This window comes from Stenotrophomonas sp. NPDC077461 (genome assembly GCF_049545475.1).
In the GTDB taxonomy this organism is placed as follows: domain Bacteria; phylum Pseudomonadota; class Gammaproteobacteria; order Xanthomonadales; family Xanthomonadaceae; genus Stenotrophomonas; species Stenotrophomonas nematodicola.
The window spans coordinates 76,463-92,463 of the sequence record NZ_JBMWDO010000009.1 but is presented as its reverse complement, the minus strand read 5'-3'; the positions used below and the strand labels follow the sequence as shown (position 1 = coordinate 92,463).

Sequence of the window (16,001 nt, the reverse complement as noted above, 5' to 3'; positions counted from 1 at the left end):
GGCGATGGCCTTACTGGGCGCGACCGTACTGGTCTTCGAACCGCACGATGTCGTCCTCGCCGAGATAGCTGCCCGACTGCACCTCGATCAGCTCAAGCGGCAGCTTGCCCGGATTCTTGAGGCGATGGGTCACGCCGAGCGGGATGTAGGTGCTCTGGTTCTCGGTGAGCAGGATCACCTCGTCGCCGCGGGTGACCTCGGCAGTGCCGCTGACCACGATCCAGTGCTCGGCGCGGTGGTGGTGCATCTGCAGGCTCAGCGTGGCACCGGGCTTGACCGTGATGCGCTTGACCTGGAAACGGGCGCCGTTGTCGATGGAGTCGTACGCACCCCACGGGCGGTAGACCTTGCGGTGCGCAGCGGCTTCGCTGCGGCCGTCGCGCTTGATCTGGCCGACGATTTCCTTGACGTCCTGTACGCGGTCCTTGTGGCCCACGAATACGGCGTCGTCGGTCTCCACGACCACCACATCTTCCAGCCCGACCATCGCGATCAGGCGGGTGCCGTAGGCATAGCTGTTGCGGCAGTCCAGCGCGATGACGTCGCCGTGGCAGGCATTGCCGTCGGCGTCCTTGTCTGACACGTCCCACAGCGCCGACCAGGAGCCCACGTCATTCCAGCCGGCATCCAGCGGAACCACGGCGGCATCGGCGGTCTTCTCCATCACCGCATAGTCGATCGAATCGTTGGGGCTGGCCGCGAAGGCTTCGGCATCCAGGCGGATGAAGTCGCTGTCACGCGAGGCCTTGTCCAGCGCGGCGCGGCAGGCCGCCAGCATGGCCGGCTGCAGCGCCTCCAGTTCCTGCAGGTAACGGGATGCCTTGAACAGGAACATGCCGCTGTTCCAGTAGTACTCGCCGGAGCTGACGTACTGCTGGGCGGTCTCCAGGTTCGGCTTCTCGACGAAGCGGTCGACGCCGCGCACGCCTTCGCCGGCGTGGGCCTTGATGTAGCCATAGCCGGTTTCCGGGGCCGTCGGCACGATGCCGAAGGTGACCAGCTTGCCGGCATCAGCGGCCACAGCCGCCTGCTTGACCGCCGCGTGGAAGGCGGCATCGTTGCGGACCACATGGTCGGACGGCAGCACCAGCAGCAGCGCGTCCTCACCGCCGGCCAGTGCCTGCAGCGCGGCGATGGCGATCGCCGGTGCGGTGTTGCGCCCGATCGGCTCGAGAATCAGCGCCTGCGGCACCACGCTGCATTCGCGCAGCTGTTCGGCGGCCATGAAACGGTGTTCCTGGTTGGCCACCACGATCGGCGCCCTGCCGGCGATGGCGGCCACGCGGTTCCATGTGGCCTGCAGCATCGTGACATCGCCCACCAGCGGCAGGAACTGTTTCGGGTATGCCTCGCGCGAGAGCGGCCAGAGGCGGGTACCGGAGCCACCGGAAAGGATGACGGGGAGAATGGGCAACATGGAGATCGTCCTGAATCAGTGTTGGGGGGCTTGTCCGCCGATCAGAGCGGTGAGCTCTTCGGTCCGGGCGCGCAGCAGCGCGGCATCGCCACGGGTCTCGACGTTCAGCCGCAGAAGCGGTTCGGTATTGGAGCTGCGCAGGTTGAAACGCCAGGTGGCGAATTCGACGCTGACCCCATCGGTGTGATCCAGTTCGGGCGCCTGGTCCGCATAGTGGGCCAGCACGCGGGCGGTCGCGGCCTTGGCGTCGTCGACGCGGAAGTTGATCTCGCCGCTGCAGGGGAAGGCCTGCATGCGATCGGCGACCAGGTCGCCAAGCGACGTGCCGGTCTGCGAGACCAGTTCGGCGATCAGCAGCCACGGAATCATGCCGGAGTCGCAGTAGGCGAAGTCGCGGAAGTAATGGTGCGCGCTCATCTCGCCACCGTAGATGGCATCTTCGGCGCGCATGCGCTCCTTGATGAACGCGTGGCCGGTTTTGCTCATGATCGGCACGCCACCGGCCTGTTCGACCATTTCAACCGTGTTCCAGGTCAGGCGCGGGTCGTGGATGATCTTGCCGCCCGGCCGGCGCTTGAGCAGTGCCACGGCCAGCAGGCCGACCAGGTAGTAGCCCTCGATGAATGCGCCGGTGCTGTCGAAGAAGAAGCAACGGTCGAAATCGCCGTCCCAGGCAATGCCGAAATCGGCGCCGTGGGCGCGCACCGCATCGGCCGTGGCGGCGCGGTTTTCCGGCAGCAGCGGGTTGGGGATGCCGTTGGGGAACGTGCCGTCGGGCTCATGCTGGATGCGGATGAACTCGAACGGCAGGTGCGGTGCCAGTTCGTCGATCACCAGACCGGCGCCGCCGTTGCCGGCGTTGACCACGATCTTCAACGGCTTCAGCGCGGCCACATCGACATAGCCCAGCAGGTGCTGGATGTAGGCGGTTTTGTCGGTATCGCTGCGCACCACACCCTCCCCCGAGGGCAGCGGTGCATCACCGGCGGCAAAGTCGCGCACGTCGAACAGGCCGGTGTCGCCGCTGATCGGGCGCGCGTGTTCACGCACCAGCTTCATGCCGTTGTAGCCCATCGGGTTGTGGCTGGCGGTGACCATCACGCCGCCGGCGGCCTGGCGGTGGAAGGTCTGGAAATAGACCTCCTCGGTACCGCACAGCCCGATGTCGATCACATCACGGCCTGCACCGGTGAATCCTTTTTCCAGGGCAGCCTGCAGCTCCGGGCTGCTCAGGCGGATGTCGCGTCCCAGGACGACAGGCCCCGGTCCCAGCAGGGACGCGGTGCCGGCGCCAATGCGCTCGGCGAGGGCCACGTCCAGTTCTTCCGGAACGCGGCCGCGGATGTCGTATGCCTTGAAACAGGGGAGCGTCATCAATGCAGTCCTTACGGGGGTGACCGCCGATTATAGCGACAGCGTTCTGAGGAACGGGTCGCTTTTTCGAGCGGAGGGCCTTCCAGGGCCAGAGAATGAAAGGGCCGCGACACCCTCTGGTGGCGCGGCCCAGGCGTCACACAGCGCTTACAGCGCCGCTTCGAGCTCAGGCAGCAACGTGAACAGGTCCCCGACCAGACCGATGTCGGCGATCTCGAAGATCGGCGAATCCGGGTCCTTGTTGATGGCCACGATAGTGCCGGCATCCTTGATGCCGGTCAGGTGCTGGATGGCGCCGCTGATGCCCACGGCCACGTACAGCTCCGGCGAGATGATCTTGCCGGTCTGGCCGACCTGCAGGTCGCTGGGGACATAGCCGGCATCCACCGCCGCACGCGATGCGCCGACGGCGGCGCCGAGCTTGTCGGCCAGCTGGAAGATGACCTTGAAGTTCTCTTCCGAACCGACGCCGCGGCCGCCGGAGACCACGCGCCTGGCGCTCTGCAGGTCCGGTCGGTCGGTGGCGCCCGCGGCCAGCCCGATGAAGCGGGTGTGGGTCGGCAGGGCCGCGTCCACGCTGGCCGCTTCAACGGCGGCGCTGCCGCCCTTGGCCGCTTCCGGCCAGGACGCGGCGCGCACGGTGGCAACCACGATCTGGTCGGCCGGCACGTCCACCGTGATGATCGCATTGCCGGCATAGATCGGGCGCTTGAAGCTGTGGCTGCCTTCGACGGTCATCAGGTCGGAGACCTGGTTGACCCCGAGCAGGGCGGCCACGCAGGGCATCAGGTCCTTGCCGAAGGTGGTCGACGGCCCGAACACATGCGTGTAGCCGGTGGCCAGCTGTGCGATCTGCGGTGCCAGCACCTGGGCCAGGGCCTGGGCATTGGCGGCGTTGGCCACGGTCAGTACCTTGGCCACACCGGCCAGTTCGGCGGCCTGGGCGGCCACAGCCGCCGGGTCGGCCGCCAGCACGACCACGTCGATGCTGGCGCCGCTGATGGCGGCCGCAGCGCTGACCGTCTTGGCGGTGGCGGCGTTGAGCTTGCCGTCATGGTGTTCGGCAACAACGAGGATCTTGGTCATTACAGCAACCCCTTCTGCTTGAGTGCGGCGACCAGTTCGGCCGCGTCCTTGACCATCACGCCCTTGCTGCGCTTGACCGGCGCGGCGTAGTGGGTGGTGTTGAAGGTATCGGCGGCGTCCACGCCCAGATCGGCCAGCTGCAGGGTTTCCAGCGGCTTGGCCTTGGCCTTCATGATGTCGGGCAGCTTGATGAAGCGCGGCTCGTTCAGGCGCAGATCGGTGGTGACCACGGCCGGCAGGTCCACTTCCAGCGTCTCCAGACCGGCGTCGACTTCACGGGTGACCGTGGCCTTGCCGTCGGCGATGTCCAGCTTGCTGGCGAAGGTCGCCTGCGGGCGGCCCCACAGCGTGGCCAGCATCTGGCCGGTCTGGTTGGCATCGTCGTCGATCGCCTGCTTGCCGAGGATCACCAGGTCCGGCTGTTCCTTCTCGACCAGCTTGAGCAGGGTGCGCGCGGCGGTCAGCGGCTGGATGGCCTGGTCGGTGACCACGTGGACGGCCCGGTTGGCGCCCATCGCCAGACCGTTGCGCAGGTGGGCCTGGGCATCGGCCGGTGCGATGGTGGCGACCACCACCTCGGTGGCGATGCCCTTGTCGCGCAGGCGCAGCGCTTCTTCCAGGGCGATCTCGTCAAAGGGGTTGGGCGACAGCTTGACGCCGTCGGTGACCACGCCGGAACCGTCCGGCTTGACCTGAATGCGGACGTTGTAGTCCACCACGCGCTTGTACGCGACGAGGATTTTCATCTGGTGCGGGATCCTTCAATAACGGGGGAACGTCCGGTCCTTGGAACAGCAACCGGTTCGGGGGTGGGACCTGGATTCTAACTGCCTGCGCGGCACCATGCGAATGCGTATGGTGATGCCGCAATGCAGCAGAAACGGGCGCCAGCGCCGGGGGCGTTCACCTCCGGCAGGCAGTCGTGAAGGCGGGTGCGATGTATGCTGTGCCGCTGTGCCGGGGCGGCCCACCTACCCGCCCGGGACGTAACCGAACAGGAGAACGGGTAGTGCCCACTTGGCTTGTAACTGGCGGAGCCGGCTTCATTGGCGGTAACTTTGTACTGGAGGCGGTTGCCAACGGCGTGCGCGTCATCAATCTCGATGCGCTGACCTACGCGGGCAACCTCAAGACCCTGTCCTCGCTGGAAGGCAATGCCAACCACGTGTTTGTCGAGGGCGATATCGGTGACCGGGCGCTGGTGACCCGTCTGCTGGCGGAGCATCGGCCCGACGCGGTGCTGAACTTCGCGGCCGAAAGCCATGTGGACCGGTCCATCGATGGTCCGGGCGCGTTCATCCAGACCAACGTGGTCGGCACGCTGGGATTGCTGGAAGCGGTGCGGGACTACTGGAAGGCGCTGCCGCCAGAGCAGGGCGCGGCATTCCGTTTCCTGCACGTGTCCACCGATGAGGTGTACGGCACCCTGGGCGAGACGGGCAAGTTCAGCGAAACCACCCCGTATGCGCCAAACTCGCCGTACTCGGCGTCCAAGGCGGCGTCGGACCACCTGGTGCGTGCGTTCCACCACACCTACGGGTTGCCGGTGCTGACCACCAACTGCTCCAACAACTACGGCCCGTACCACTTCCCCGAGAAGCTCATCCCGCTGGTGATCGCCAAGGCGCTGGCCGGCGAGCCCCTGCCGGTGTATGGCGACGGCAGGCAGGTGCGCGACTGGCTGTTCGTGTCCGACCACTGCGAAGCGATCCGCACCGTGCTGGCCAAGGGCCAGGTCGGGGAGACCTACAACGTGGGCGGCAACTCCGAGAAGGAGAACATCGAGGTGGTGCATGCGATCTGCGCGCTGCTCGATGCGCGTCGTCCGCGCGAGGACGGCCAGCCGCGCAGCAGCCAGGTCACCTACGTGGCCGACCGCCCCGGCCATGACCGTCGTTATGCGATCGATGCCTCCAAGCTGAAGGATCAGTTGGGCTGGGAGCCCAAGTACACCTTCGAGCAGGGCATCGCCTTGACCGTGGACTGGTATCTGGACAACCAGGCATGGGTCAACGGCGTGCTCGACGGCAGCTACCGCCTGCAGCGCATCGGCACCGCCGCCTGACCGGCGGCGACCACCAGACACAGGACAACCGCATGACGCAACGCAAGGGCATCATTCTCGCCGGTGGCTCAGGCACCCGCCTTTATCCGATCACCAAGGGCGTCAGCAAGCAGCTGCTCCCGGTGTACGACAAGCCGATGATCTACTACCCGCTCAGCGTGCTGATGCTGACGGGCATCCGCGATGTGCTGATCATCAACACCCCGCACGAGCAGGCGTTGTTCCAGGCGTTGCTGGGGGATGGTTCGCAGTGGGGCATGAACATCGAGTACGCCGTGCAGCCGAGCCCGGACGGGCTGGCGCAGGCGTACCTGATCGGCCGCGACTTCATCGGCGGCAAGCCGAGCTGCCTGGTGCTGGGCGACAACATTTTCCACGGTCACGGCCTGCGGCAGATGTTGCGCAACGCCGACGAACGGCAGAACGGCGCAACGGTGTTCGGCTACTGGGTCAATGACCCGGAGCGCTATGGCGTGGCCGAATTCGACAGCGCCGGCAAGGTCGTGGATCTGGTGGAGAAGCCGAGCCAGCCGCGTTCCAACTACGCGGTCACCGGCCTGTACTTCTACGACGGCAATGCCAGCGACTATGCCGCCGACCTCAAGCCGTCGCCGCGCGGCGAGCTGGAGATCACCGATCTCAACCAGCGCTACCTGCGCGAAGGCCAGTTGCACCTGGAAGCGCTCGGCCGCGGGTATGCCTGGCTGGATACCGGTACGCACCAGTCCTTGCTGGAGGCGTCCAACTTCATTGAAACCATCCAGACCCGACAGGGCCTGCAGGTGTGCTGCCCGGAAGAAATCGCGTTCGGTCAGGGCTGGATCAATGCCGAGCAGCTGGAAGCGCTGGCCGCGCCGTTGATCAAGAACGGTTACGGCCAGTACCTGCACAAGCTGGTGCAGCGAGGAACGGTGCCGTGAAAATCATCGACACCTTGCTTCCGGGCTGCAAGGTAATCGAGCCGAGTGTGTTCGGCGATGACCGCGGGTTCTTCTTCGAGACCTGGAATGCCGAGCGCTTTGCCGCGCACGACCTTCCGGGCGGTTTCGTCCAGAGCAATGTGTCCTCCTCGTCGAAGGGGGTCCTGCGCGGCCTGCATTACCAGTGGCCGCGCCCGCAGGGAAAACTGGTGACGGTGCTGCAGGGCGAGGTGTATGACGTGGCAGTCGACATCCGCCGCGGCTCGCCCACGTTCGGCCGCTGGGAGGCGTTCATTCTCAGCGGCGAGAACCGCCGCCAGCTGTGGATTCCGCCGGGGTTCGCGCATGGCTTTGCGGTGTTGTCCGAGACGGCCCTGTTCAACTACCTGTGCACCGACGTGTACGTCAAAGAGGCCGATGCGGCCATCCGCTGGAATGATGCCGACCTCGCCGTCGACTGGCCGATCAGCGCCCCGTCGCTGTCGGCCAAGGATGAGCAGGCCCCGTTCCTGGCGGACATCGACCCCGACCGGCTGCCGGTCTACACGGCATGACCGCGCTGGTGCTGGGCGGCAATGGCCAGCTCGGGCAGGAACTGCTGCGCGCGCTGGCGCCGTCCGGACCGCTGACCGCCACCACCCGCAGCGGCCGGCTTGCCGACGGCACGGTGTGCGAGGTGGCTGATCTGGATCGACCGGCATCGCTGCCGGTGATGCTCGACCGCCTGCGGCCCTCCGTGGTGGTCAATGCGGCCGCGTACACGGCTGTCGACCGGGCGGAGCAGGAGCCGGACGCCGCGCGCCGGGCGAACACCGAGGCCCCTGCGGCCATCGCACGCTGGTGCGCACGGCACGACGTGCCGTTTGTGCACTACTCGACCGACTACGTCTTCGATGGGCGCTCACGCGTGCCGTATCGGGAGGACGCGCCCACCGCGCCGCTCAACGTATACGGCACCACCAAGCGCGACGGCGAAGACGCCATCCGTGCCGCCGGCGGCCGCCATCTGATCTTCCGCACCGCCTGGGTATACGCCCCGCACGGCACCAATTTTCTGCGCACGATGCTGCGGGTGGGCGCCGAGCGTGATGTGTTGCGCGTGGTCGCCGACCAGATCGGCACACCCACGCCGGCAGCCCTGATCGCCGATGTCACCGCGCACGCGCTGCGACATCCCGGTGGCCTGTCCGGCACGTGGCACCTGACGGCCACGGGCGACACCAGCTGGCATGGATTTGCCGAAGCGATCTTCGCGGCGGCGGTGGCCCGAGGCGTGTTGTCGCGTGCACCGCGCGTGGAGGCGATCACCACCGCCGAGTACCCCACGCCTGCGCTCCGGCCTGCCTGCTCGCACCTTGATGTGACGCGCCTGCAGGCCGACTTCGGCCTTGCTCTGCCGACCTGGCAGGACGGCCTTGCGCAGGTGATGGCGCAGTTCCCCGCGCGCTGAACGCGCTGCAGCGCGGCAGGGAAAACAGCGTCCAGCCGCTACAATGCGCGCTTACATCAACGAGGTGAGGGCGTAGATGAGCAAGTCCCCGGACACCGCCACGCGGCGTGGCAAGCAGTACGCCAGCGCCGCCGAGGCACTGCAGGGCGTGATCGCCGATGGCCAGACCCTGGCGGTGGGTGGTTTCGGCCTGTGCGGCATTCCCGAGGCGCTGATCGCAGCGCTGCGTGACACCGGGGCCAAGGGCCTGACGGTGATCTCCAACAATGCCGGCGTGGATGGCTTCGGCCTGGGCCAGCTGCTGGAAACGCGCCAGATCCAGAAAATGATCTCGTCCTACGTGGGTGAGAACAAGGAATTCGAGCGTCAGTTCCTGGCCGGTGAGCTGGAACTGGAGTTCAACCCGCAGGGCACCCTGGCCGAGCGCCTGCGCGCCGGCGGCGCGGGCATTCCCGCGTTCTTCACCGCCACCGGCTACGGCACCGTGGTGGCCGAGGGCAAGGAAACCCGCGAGTTCGACGGCAAGCACTACGTGATGGAAACCGCGCTGCGCGCCGACGTGGCGCTGGTCAAGGCGTGGAAGGCCGACGAAGCCGGCAACCTGGTGTTCCGCAAGACCGCGCGCAACTTCAACCCGGCCTGCGCGATGGCCGGCAGGCTGTGCATCGTCGAGGTGGAGGAGGTGGTGCCGGTGGGCAGCATCGATCCGGACCAGGTCCACCTGCCCGGCATCTACGTGCACCGCATCGTGCACAACCCGCATCCCGAGAAGCGTATCGAACAGCGCACCATCCGTGCGGAGGGCAACTGACATGGCATGGACCCGCGATGAAATGGCGGCACGCGCCGCCCGCGAACTGACCGACGGCGCCTATGTGAATCTGGGCATCGGCCTGCCGACCCTGGTGGCCAACCATATTCCCGACGGCGTGGATGTCTGGTTGCAGTCCGAAAACGGCCTGCTCGGCATCGGCCCGTTCCCGACCGAAGACGAGGTCGATGCCGACCTGATCAATGCCGGCAAGCAGACCGTCACCGCGCGTGCCGGCGCCAGCTACTTCGGCAGCCACGACAGTTTCGCGATGATCCGTGGCGGCCACATCAACCTGGCCATCCTCGGCGCGATGCAGGTCACCGACAAGGGCGATCTGGCCAACTGGATGGTGCCCGGCAAGATGGTCAAGGGCATGGGCGGTGCGATGGACCTGGTGGCCGGCGTGCAGCGCGTGGTGGTGCTGATGGAGCACACCGCCAGGAACGGCGAGCACAAAATCCTGCCCGACTGCACCCTGCCGCTGACCGGCGTGGGCGTGGTCGACCGCATCATCACCGATCTGGCCGTGTTCGACGTCACCGACAGCGGCCTGGTGCTGGTGGAAGCCGCCCCTGGCGTGGGCATGGACGAACTGAAGGAAAAAACCGGCGTGGCGTTCGTCCAGGCCTGAGCGGACCGGAGGCGCATCGCAGCGTCCCGTCCGCGGGCGCTGCGGCAGCCCTGAGGAGTGCATGGATCTCCACCTTCCCGATGCCCGGGTGCGCTGGCACCGCCACTGGCTGGCGGCCCCGGAGGCCGACGCGTTGCAGCGGCAGCTGCGCGAGGACGTGCCGTGGGAGGTACACCGCATCCGCCTGTTCGGGCGGCAGGTTGATTCGCCGCGGCTGAGCTGCTGGATGGGCGACCCCGCAGCGCGCTACCGCTATTCCGGCACGGACTTCGTGCCGGTGCCCTGGCATGCGGCGCTGCTGCCGCTGCGCGAGCGGCTCGCCGCGCTGTGCGGGACCGCGTTCAACAGTGTGCTGCTCAACCGCTACCGCGATGGCGACGACGGCATGGGCTGGCACAGCGACAACGAAGCCGAGCTGGGTCCGGCCCCGCTGATCGCCTCACTCAGCCTGGGGGCCGAGCGGCGTTTCCTGCTGCGCCGTCGCGACGACCACGCCCGCAAGGCCGAGGTGACGCTGGGCCACGGCGATCTGCTGTTGATGGGGGGGCAGACGCAGCGTCATTACCAGCATGCGCTGCCCAAGACCGCGCGGCCGCTGGCCGAGCGCATCAACCTGACTTTCCGCTGGATCGCGCCTTCCTGACAGCAGTGTGGCGATGCAGTGACGCACCGCCCGATGTCACTTCTGGTGATCGGCCTGGCCGGTGGTCAACGTCCAGCCGACGACCTCGGTGGTGAACGCCTGCAGGCTCTGCTCGATGGCCTGGGCGACATCGGCCACCGCCGTGCTGCCAACCGGACGTTCCTGGCGGAAGGTGCGGTCGGCCACCACCCGCTGGTCCACCACATGGATCAGTTTGGCGTTGATCTCCAGCAGCGCGGTCGGGGTGGCCTGGCCGCGGTAGTCGGCCTCGAAGCGGCGCACGTCCAGGGCCAGCTTGTAGTCGGCGCGGATGCCGGTGGTGGCGCGCGCCACGCCGCCGATCCGGCCGGAATCCTCGAAGCCGCGTACCAGCGCGTCGTCGACCATGTCGGTGGCCGGCTGCGCCCAGCTCACGCCCTTGTACACCTCCAGCTCGGAGGGCGAGGGGCGTACGTTGATGCGCGGGCTGTCGACCACGCGCGCGGCGGTGGGCTTGACCAGGATCAGCTGCCAGTCCACGCGCGGCCACGCCGGATCGGGCTGGATGCGTACCACCGGCGAATAGATGGTCACGGCGCTGCGCTCGCTGCTGCCCAGCAGCGAGCAGCCGCCCAGCAGGGTCGTCAGAGCGATCGGCAACAGGGTGCGGAGCAGGGTCGGGCGGCTCATTTGGGTTCGAACTCCTTGGGCGCGTCGTGGCCCAGCAGATAGCGTGCCGGATTGTTGTCCAGGCGGTCGCTGACCCGGCGCAGGTCGCGGATCAGCCCACGCAGCTCGGTCAGGGTCGGGCCAAGCTGGGCCAGGCCGTCGTTGGCGAAGCTGTTGATCGCGGCGCGGTTCTCGCCGAGGATCGAATCGGCGTTGCCGGCGGCCGAATCCAGCTTGGTCAGCGTGGTTTCCAGCTTGTCCAGGATCGGCGGCAGCTGCTGCACCAGATTGGTGTCCAGGCGCTGGATGGTGCCGTTGGTGGTCTTGAGCGTGGTGTCCAGGCTGCGCGCGGCGTCGCGCGCGCTGAGCAGCAGCGCCTGCGTGCCCTGGTCGCGGTCGGCCAGGCCGCCGCTGATGGTTTCCAGGTTGGCCAGCGTGGCGTTGATGCTGGCCACGTTGCGGTCGCTCAGCACCTGGTCCATGCGCTCGACGATGCGGTTGGCCACGTCGGTGATGTTCTGCAGCGCCGAGGGCGTGGTCGGAATGATCGGTGCCGGGTCCTTGTTGACCACCGTGAGCGGCTGCGCCTGGGGCGTGCCGCCGCTGAGCTGGATGATCGACGGCCCGGTCAGGCTGGTGATCGCCAGCTTGGCGCGGGTATCGGTCTTGACCGGCGTATTGGAGTTGAGCCGGATCCGTGCCACCACCTGGCGCGGGTCGTCGGGCACCAGGTTCAGTTCGGTGATCGAGCCGACCGCGATGCCGTTGTACTGCACCGGGCTGCCGACCGACAGGCCGGTCACGGCCTCACGGAACACCACACGGTACTCGGTCCAGGTGCGGTCGGAGGAATACTTGGCGGCCCACAGGCCGAACGCCAGCAGCGCCAGTCCCACCACCAGGGTGAACGCGCCGATCAGTACGTAGTTGGCTTTGGTTTCCATGTGTCAGGTACCCGGAAAAATGCGGTTCATCAGGAGGTGGTCGCCGTCGCGTCGCGGTCGGAGGGCGGCGGCACGGCCGCGCGCGCGGCGCGGGCCCGTGGACCGTGGAAGTACTCCTGGATCCACGGATGGTCCAGCTGTTCGATCTCGTGCAGCGGGGCGTTGGCCACTACTCTGCGGTCGGCCAGCACCGCCACCCGGTCGCAGATGGCATACAGCGTGTCCAGGTCGTGCGTGATCAGGAACACGGTCAGACCCAGTGCTTCCTGCAGTGTTTTGATCAGGCGGTCGAAGGCGGCCGCGCCGATCGGGTCCAGACCGGCGGTGGGCTCGTCCAGGAACAGCAGCGGCGGATCCAGCGCCAGCGCACGGGCCAGACCGGCACGTTTGCGCATGCCGCCGGACAGCTGCGAGGGCAGCTTGTTGATCGCATCGGCAGGCAGGCCGGCCAGCTTCACCTTCAGCAGCGCCAGTTCGTAGTGCCAGCGGTCGGGCAGTTCGCGATGGTGTTCCTTCAGCGGCACCTGCACGTTCTCGCCCACGGTCAGCGAGGAAAACAGCGCGCCATCCTGGAACAGCACGCCGGTGTTGCGTTCGATGTGCAGGCGATCGGCCGGATCGCCCGAACGCGCATCCACCCCGAGCACCTCGATACGGCCTTCGTCGGGCGCACGCAGGCCCAGAATGCTGCGCATCAGCACCGATTTGCCGGTGCCCGAGCCGCCGACCACGCCGAGGATCTCGCCGCGGCGCACGTCCAGATCCAGGCCGTCGTGCACCACCTGGCTGCCGAACCGGTTGGTGAGCCCGCGCACGCGGATGGCCAGGCCCGCGTCGTCGCAGACGGTGTCGTCGGGGGCCGGGGCGGGGGCAGGGACGGTGTGCATGGCTTACCAGCCCATCTTCATGAACCACAACGCGGCAAACGCGTCGAGGATGATCACCAGCGAGATGGCCTGCACCACGCTGGAGGTGGTGCGCTCGCCGACCGACTGCGCGGTGCCTTCCACTTTCAGGCCTTCCAGGCAGCCGATCAGGCCAATCACCAGCGCGAACACCGGCGCCTTGGACAGGCCCACCAGCATGTTGCGCACTTCCATCGTCTCGTGCATGCGTGCGATGTACATCTGCGGCGGAATATCCAGGTCGAACGCGCCCACGGTAATGCCGCCGGCCAGGCCGGCGGCCATCGCGATGAAGGTCAGCAGCGGCAGGGTGACCAGCAGCGCCACCAGGCGCGGCAGCACCAGCAGGTCGATCGGGTCCAGGCCGAGCGTCTTCATCGCGTCGATCTCCTCGCGCGCTTTCATGGCGCCGATCTGGGCGGTGAATGCGCTGGCAGTGCGGCCGGCCAGTACGATCGCGGTGAGCAGGACCGCAAATTCGCGCAGGAAGGCGATGCTGACCAGCTCCACTACGTAGATCTCCGCGCCGAAGTCGCGCAGGATCGTCGACCCGAGGAAAGCGATCACCGCGCCGACGAGGTAGGACAGCAGCGCCACCAGCGGCACCGCGTCCAGCCCGACCTGTTCCATCTGCGCCACCGTCGCCGTGAGCCGGAAGCGGCGCGGCTCCTTGAGCAGGCGGGCGCCCTTGACCAGGTTCTCGCCGAGGAAGCTGGCCAGCGCCACGATGTTGTGGCCCATGCCATGCACGCTGACGCCCAGGCGCTCCAGCGCGGCCAGCACGCCGAAGTCACGCTTGGCGCGCGGGCGGTCGTCGGCAACTTCCTCGATGGTGCACACCAGTGCCTGGTGTTCATCGCGGAAGACCAGCGCCTCCTCGGCCAGGTCGGCACGGTGCGCCACGCGCAGCACCTGCAGCACGCCGGCTGAATCGAGCTGGGTGATGCCGCTGGCATCGATGCCGGTCACCTTCTCCGGCGCGTCGCGCAGCACCTCGGCGGCCGCCAGCGCGGTGCGCAACGTCCATTGGCCGGACAACCGGATCAGGCCGGGGTCCTGGGCATCCTGCTCGAGATGGGGGGCTTGGGATGAAGTCATGGGGTCGTCCTGCGCGCAGCATACCTTGTCCGAGTGCAAGGCTAGAGCGCGTGATGCAGTGCGTGGACGTGCCGCAGTCCATGCGCGGTGCGGGGCTGCGGGGACGCCCGATGTTCTGCCCGGGCAAGGTTCAGGTAATACTACGACGCATGTCCGCCGATGCCGCCGCCATTCCCACCCCCCAAGCCACCTATGCACAACGGGTGGCGTTCGTCTCGGAGATCGCCGGGCGCCTGCACAGCTATGGCACCACCGCGCAGCGGCTGGAAGCGGCGGTGGTGGCGCTGGCGCAGCGACTGGACCTGGACTGTGAACCGTGGTCGAACCCGACCGGGCTGATCCTGAGTTTCAGCGACCCGACCAAGGCGATCGGCTCGTCGGACATCACCCGCGTGATCCGTCTGGCGCCGGGCGAAAACGATCTGCACAAGCTCAGCATCGCCGACCAGATTACCGATGCGGTCGCCAACGGCACGATGAGCATCGCCCAGGGCCATACCGCTCTGCGCCAGCTCGACAAGGACCCCGGCCGGCGCGGCAAGATCCGCATGATCCTGTCCTACAGCCTTGGCGCGGCCGGCGTGGCCGGGCTGTGGAAACTGCCGTGGCTGGATATCGCCACCGCCGGCATGATCGGGCTGCTGATCGGCCTGATGACGCTGTACACCGATCGTCGCCCCGCCAGCCGCGAAGCCAGCGAGGCGCTGGCGGCGCTGCTGGCCGGCACCGTGGCCGCGCTGGTGGCCTCGTTCATCGGGCCGCTCAACCTCAATACCGTCATCATCGCCTCGCTGGTGGTCATGCTGCCCGGCATGTCGCTGACCAACGCGGTCAACGAACTGGCCAGCCAGCATTGGGTATCGGGTACCGCACGCTTTGCCGGCGCGATCACCACGATCCTGAAATTGACCGTGGGGGCGGTGATCGCGGTCACGCTGTCGGGCATCATCGGCCTGGAACCGCACGTGCGCGCTTCGCGTCCGCAGGCGGACTGGGTGGAGTGGAGCGCGCTGCTGCTGGCCGCGTTCGCCTTTGCGATGCTGTTCAAGGCCAACCGCCGCGATTATCCCTGGGTAATGGCCGCGTCGGTGGCCGGCTACGCCATTTCCAAGTTCGCCGGCCAGGCCTGGGGCCTGCCGGCCGGCATTTTCATGTCGGCGATGCTGATGACCGCAGCGGGCAATCTGTTCGGCCGGCTGGTGCAGCGCCCCGGCGCGATCATCCGGCTGCCCGGCATCATCATGCTGGTGCCGGGCAGCACCAGCCTGCGCGGCGTGCTCACCCTGGTGCAGCAGCAGGACATGAGCGCCGGCCAGACCGTGCTGATGACCGTGCTCAACGTGGTGATGGCGCTGGTGGCGGGGCTGCTGTTCGGCAATCTTCTGGTGCCGGCGCGCAAGAATCTCTGAACGGGCTTTGCCGAAGCGGAAAACAAAAACGCCGGCACAGGGCCGGCGTTTTCATTCGCGGACGGGCCGCGATTACTTCTTGATCAGGAAATCTTCCGGCTTCTTGCCCTTGGCGGTATGCGCGGCCAGCCAGCGCGGCTGCTTGCCACGGCCGGTCCAGGTTTCCTTCGGATTGGCCGGGTTGCGGTACTTCGGCGCCACCTTGCCCAGCTTGCGCACGGCCTTCTTGGCCGGTGACGTGGCCGCCTTGGCGGCACGACCCCGTGCCGGCGCGGTGCCACCGAACAGTTCTTCCACCGAATAACCCTGCGCCTTGGCGAGCTTGGTCAGCTGCGCGCGCACCTTGCTGATGGCCGGCCGCTTGGCGACGATGGTCTGCTGCTTCTTCGCATTCTTGATCAGTGCGCCCAGCTCTTTGGCGGACAGGCCGCTCAGGTCAATGCTCATTTACCACTCCGGAATGTATATAAGGACAGGGTGAGCCGGTCCTTGGCATCGACAACAGCATACATTCCCGGAAGTCCGCGGTACAAACCCCGGGGAATAATCAATCACATCGTAAAACAGGAAAGCCGGGATATTGTCCCGGCTTTCTGT

General features: G+C 67.2%; 16 protein-coding genes and 1 pseudogene. 8 read left to right on the top strand and 9 right to left on the bottom strand.

What is annotated here, in order from left to right; translation table 11 throughout:
* Positions 1-10: 10 nt before the first annotated feature.
* From ACPEH8_RS15365 to ACPEH8_RS15350, 4 genes are all read right to left on the bottom strand, one after another.
* On the bottom strand, positions 11-1,417 hold the full coding sequence (locus ACPEH8_RS15365) for a mannose-1-phosphate guanylyltransferase/mannose-6-phosphate isomerase (protein WP_017354700.1): 1,407 nt from the start codon (positions 1,415-1,417) through the stop codon (positions 11-13).
* A 15-nt stretch (positions 1,418-1,432) separates the two neighbouring features.
* Positions 1,433-2,791, bottom strand: a complete 1,359-nt coding sequence (locus ACPEH8_RS15360; RefSeq protein WP_017354699.1) for a phosphomannomutase/phosphoglucomutase — start codon at positions 2,789-2,791, stop codon at positions 1,433-1,435.
* Between the two features lie 147 nt (positions 2,792-2,938).
* Positions 2,939-3,877, bottom strand: a complete 939-nt coding sequence (locus tag ACPEH8_RS15355; protein WP_136003583.1) for an electron transfer flavoprotein subunit alpha/FixB family protein — start codon at positions 3,875-3,877, stop codon at positions 2,939-2,941.
* Positions 3,877-4,623: an electron transfer flavoprotein subunit beta/FixA family protein gene (locus tag ACPEH8_RS15350; protein ID WP_017354697.1), complete on the bottom strand. Its 747-nt coding sequence runs from the start codon at positions 4,621-4,623 to the stop codon at positions 3,877-3,879. Before ACPEH8_RS15350 ends, ACPEH8_RS15355 begins: the two co-directional genes overlap by 1 nt.
* A gap of 263 nt (positions 4,624-4,886) precedes the next feature.
* Here ACPEH8_RS15350 and rfbB point away from each other — a divergent pair, with 263 nt between their 5' ends.
* The 7 genes from rfbB (at position 4,887) to ACPEH8_RS15315 (ending at position 10,400) form a co-directional block, all read left to right on the top strand.
* Entirely contained in the window at positions 4,887-5,942 is a 1,056-nt protein-coding gene (rfbB, locus tag ACPEH8_RS15345; RefSeq protein ID WP_166472594.1) for a dTDP-glucose 4,6-dehydratase, read from the top strand.
* Positions 5,943-5,974: 32 nt separating this feature from the next.
* The gene (rfbA, locus tag ACPEH8_RS15340; protein ID WP_017354695.1) at positions 5,975-6,862 is read left to right on the top strand and encodes a glucose-1-phosphate thymidylyltransferase RfbA; all 888 of its coding nucleotides are present in this window, start codon (positions 5,975-5,977) and stop codon (positions 6,860-6,862) included.
* On the top strand, positions 6,859-7,416 hold the full coding sequence (gene rfbC, locus ACPEH8_RS15335) for a dTDP-4-dehydrorhamnose 3,5-epimerase (protein WP_153164926.1): 558 nt from the start codon (positions 6,859-6,861) through the stop codon (positions 7,414-7,416). Before rfbA ends, rfbC begins: the two co-directional genes overlap by 4 nt.
* Positions 7,413-8,312, top strand: coding sequence for a dTDP-4-dehydrorhamnose reductase (rfbD, locus tag ACPEH8_RS15330; RefSeq protein ID WP_017354693.1), 900 nt, complete (start codon positions 7,413-7,415; stop codon positions 8,310-8,312). Before rfbC ends, rfbD begins: the two co-directional genes overlap by 4 nt.
* Positions 8,313-8,388: 76 nt before the next feature.
* Complete coding sequence (locus ACPEH8_RS15325) at positions 8,389-9,123, top strand: CoA transferase subunit A (RefSeq protein ID WP_017354692.1); 735 nt, start codon at positions 8,389-8,391, stop codon at positions 9,121-9,123.
* A 1-nt stretch (position 9,124) separates the two neighbouring features.
* Positions 9,125-9,757 carry a CoA transferase subunit B gene (locus ACPEH8_RS15320; RefSeq protein WP_136003595.1) on the top strand — a complete coding sequence of 211 codons (633 nt, stop codon included), beginning with the start codon at positions 9,125-9,127 and terminating at the stop codon, positions 9,755-9,757.
* Positions 9,758-9,818: 61 nt separating this feature from the next.
* A complete protein-coding gene (locus ACPEH8_RS15315; RefSeq protein WP_423667334.1) occupies positions 9,819-10,400 on the top strand; it encodes an alpha-ketoglutarate-dependent dioxygenase AlkB family protein in 582 nt (193 codons plus the stop codon).
* Between the two features lie 36 nt (positions 10,401-10,436).
* Here ACPEH8_RS15315 and ACPEH8_RS15310 read toward each other — a convergent pair whose 3' ends face one another.
* From ACPEH8_RS15310 to ACPEH8_RS15295, 4 genes are read right to left on the bottom strand one after another with little or no spacing between them, the layout of a single operon-like run.
* Positions 10,437-11,069 carry an ABC-type transport auxiliary lipoprotein family protein gene (locus tag ACPEH8_RS15310; protein ID WP_017354689.1) on the bottom strand — a complete coding sequence of 211 codons (633 nt, stop codon included), beginning with the start codon at positions 11,067-11,069 and terminating at the stop codon, positions 10,437-10,439.
* Positions 11,066-11,992, bottom strand: coding sequence for an MlaD family protein (locus tag ACPEH8_RS15305; protein WP_017354688.1), 927 nt, complete (start codon positions 11,990-11,992; stop codon positions 11,066-11,068). The genes ACPEH8_RS15310 and ACPEH8_RS15305 overlap by 4 nt, the downstream gene beginning before the upstream one ends.
* 29 nt (positions 11,993-12,021) lie before the next feature.
* Positions 12,022-12,879, bottom strand: a complete 858-nt coding sequence (locus ACPEH8_RS15300) for an ABC transporter ATP-binding protein (RefSeq protein WP_017354687.1) — start codon at positions 12,877-12,879, stop codon at positions 12,022-12,024.
* A 3-nt stretch (positions 12,880-12,882) separates the two neighbouring features.
* A complete protein-coding gene (locus ACPEH8_RS15295; protein ID WP_017354686.1) occupies positions 12,883-13,995 on the bottom strand; it encodes an ABC transporter permease in 1,113 nt (370 codons plus the stop codon).
* Positions 13,996-14,144: 149 nt separating this feature from the next.
* Here ACPEH8_RS15295 and ACPEH8_RS15290 point away from each other — a divergent pair, with 149 nt between their 5' ends.
* Positions 14,145-15,404, top strand: coding sequence for a threonine/serine ThrE exporter family protein (locus ACPEH8_RS15290; protein WP_017354685.1), 1,260 nt, complete (start codon positions 14,145-14,147; stop codon positions 15,402-15,404).
* 75 nt (positions 15,405-15,479) lie between these two features.
* Here the strand turns inward: ACPEH8_RS15290 and ACPEH8_RS15285 are convergent.
* A pseudogene (locus tag ACPEH8_RS15285) lies at positions 15,480-15,851 on the bottom strand (H-NS family nucleoid-associated regulatory protein); the annotation flags it as partial.
* Positions 15,852-16,001: the final 150 nt, after the last annotated feature.

What these genes read in the sequence shown, in the direction of transcription:
- ACPEH8_RS15355 (WP_136003583.1), bottom strand. Translation starts at nt 3,877, where the DNA reads ATGACCAAGATCCTCGTTGTTGCCGAACACCATGACGGCAAGCTCAAC.
- ACPEH8_RS15360 (WP_017354699.1), bottom strand. Translation starts at nt 2,791, where the DNA reads ATGACGCTCCCCTGTTTCAAGGCATACGACATCCGCGGCCGCGTTCCG.
- ACPEH8_RS15310 (WP_017354689.1), bottom strand. Translation starts at nt 11,069, where the DNA reads ATGAGCCGCCCGACCCTGCTCCGCACCCTGTTGCCGATCGCTCTGACG.
- ACPEH8_RS15290 (WP_017354685.1), top strand. Translation starts at nt 14,145, where the DNA reads ATGTCCGCCGATGCCGCCGCCATTCCCACCCCCCAAGCCACCTATGCA.
- ACPEH8_RS15315 (WP_423667334.1), top strand. Translation starts at nt 9,819, where the DNA reads ATGGATCTCCACCTTCCCGATGCCCGGGTGCGCTGGCACCGCCACTGG.
- ACPEH8_RS15305 (WP_017354688.1), bottom strand. Translation starts at nt 11,992, where the DNA reads ATGGAAACCAAAGCCAACTACGTACTGATCGGCGCGTTCACCCTGGTG.
- ACPEH8_RS15295 (WP_017354686.1), bottom strand. Translation starts at nt 13,995, where the DNA reads ATGACTTCATCCCAAGCCCCCCATCTCGAGCAGGATGCCCAGGACCCC.
- ACPEH8_RS15320 (WP_136003595.1), top strand. Translation starts at nt 9,125, where the DNA reads ATGGCATGGACCCGCGATGAAATGGCGGCACGCGCCGCCCGCGAACTG.
- ACPEH8_RS15365 (WP_017354700.1), bottom strand. Translation starts at nt 1,417, where the DNA reads ATGTTGCCCATTCTCCCCGTCATCCTTTCCGGTGGCTCCGGTACCCGC.
- ACPEH8_RS15325 (WP_017354692.1), top strand. Translation starts at nt 8,389, where the DNA reads ATGAGCAAGTCCCCGGACACCGCCACGCGGCGTGGCAAGCAGTACGCC.
- rfbD (WP_017354693.1), top strand. Translation starts at nt 7,413, where the DNA reads ATGACCGCGCTGGTGCTGGGCGGCAATGGCCAGCTCGGGCAGGAACTG.
- ACPEH8_RS15350 (WP_017354697.1), bottom strand. Translation starts at nt 4,623, where the DNA reads ATGAAAATCCTCGTCGCGTACAAGCGCGTGGTGGACTACAACGTCCGC.
- rfbA (WP_017354695.1), top strand. Translation starts at nt 5,975, where the DNA reads ATGACGCAACGCAAGGGCATCATTCTCGCCGGTGGCTCAGGCACCCGC.
- ACPEH8_RS15300 (WP_017354687.1), bottom strand. Translation starts at nt 12,879, where the DNA reads ATGCACACCGTCCCTGCCCCCGCCCCGGCCCCCGACGACACCGTCTGC.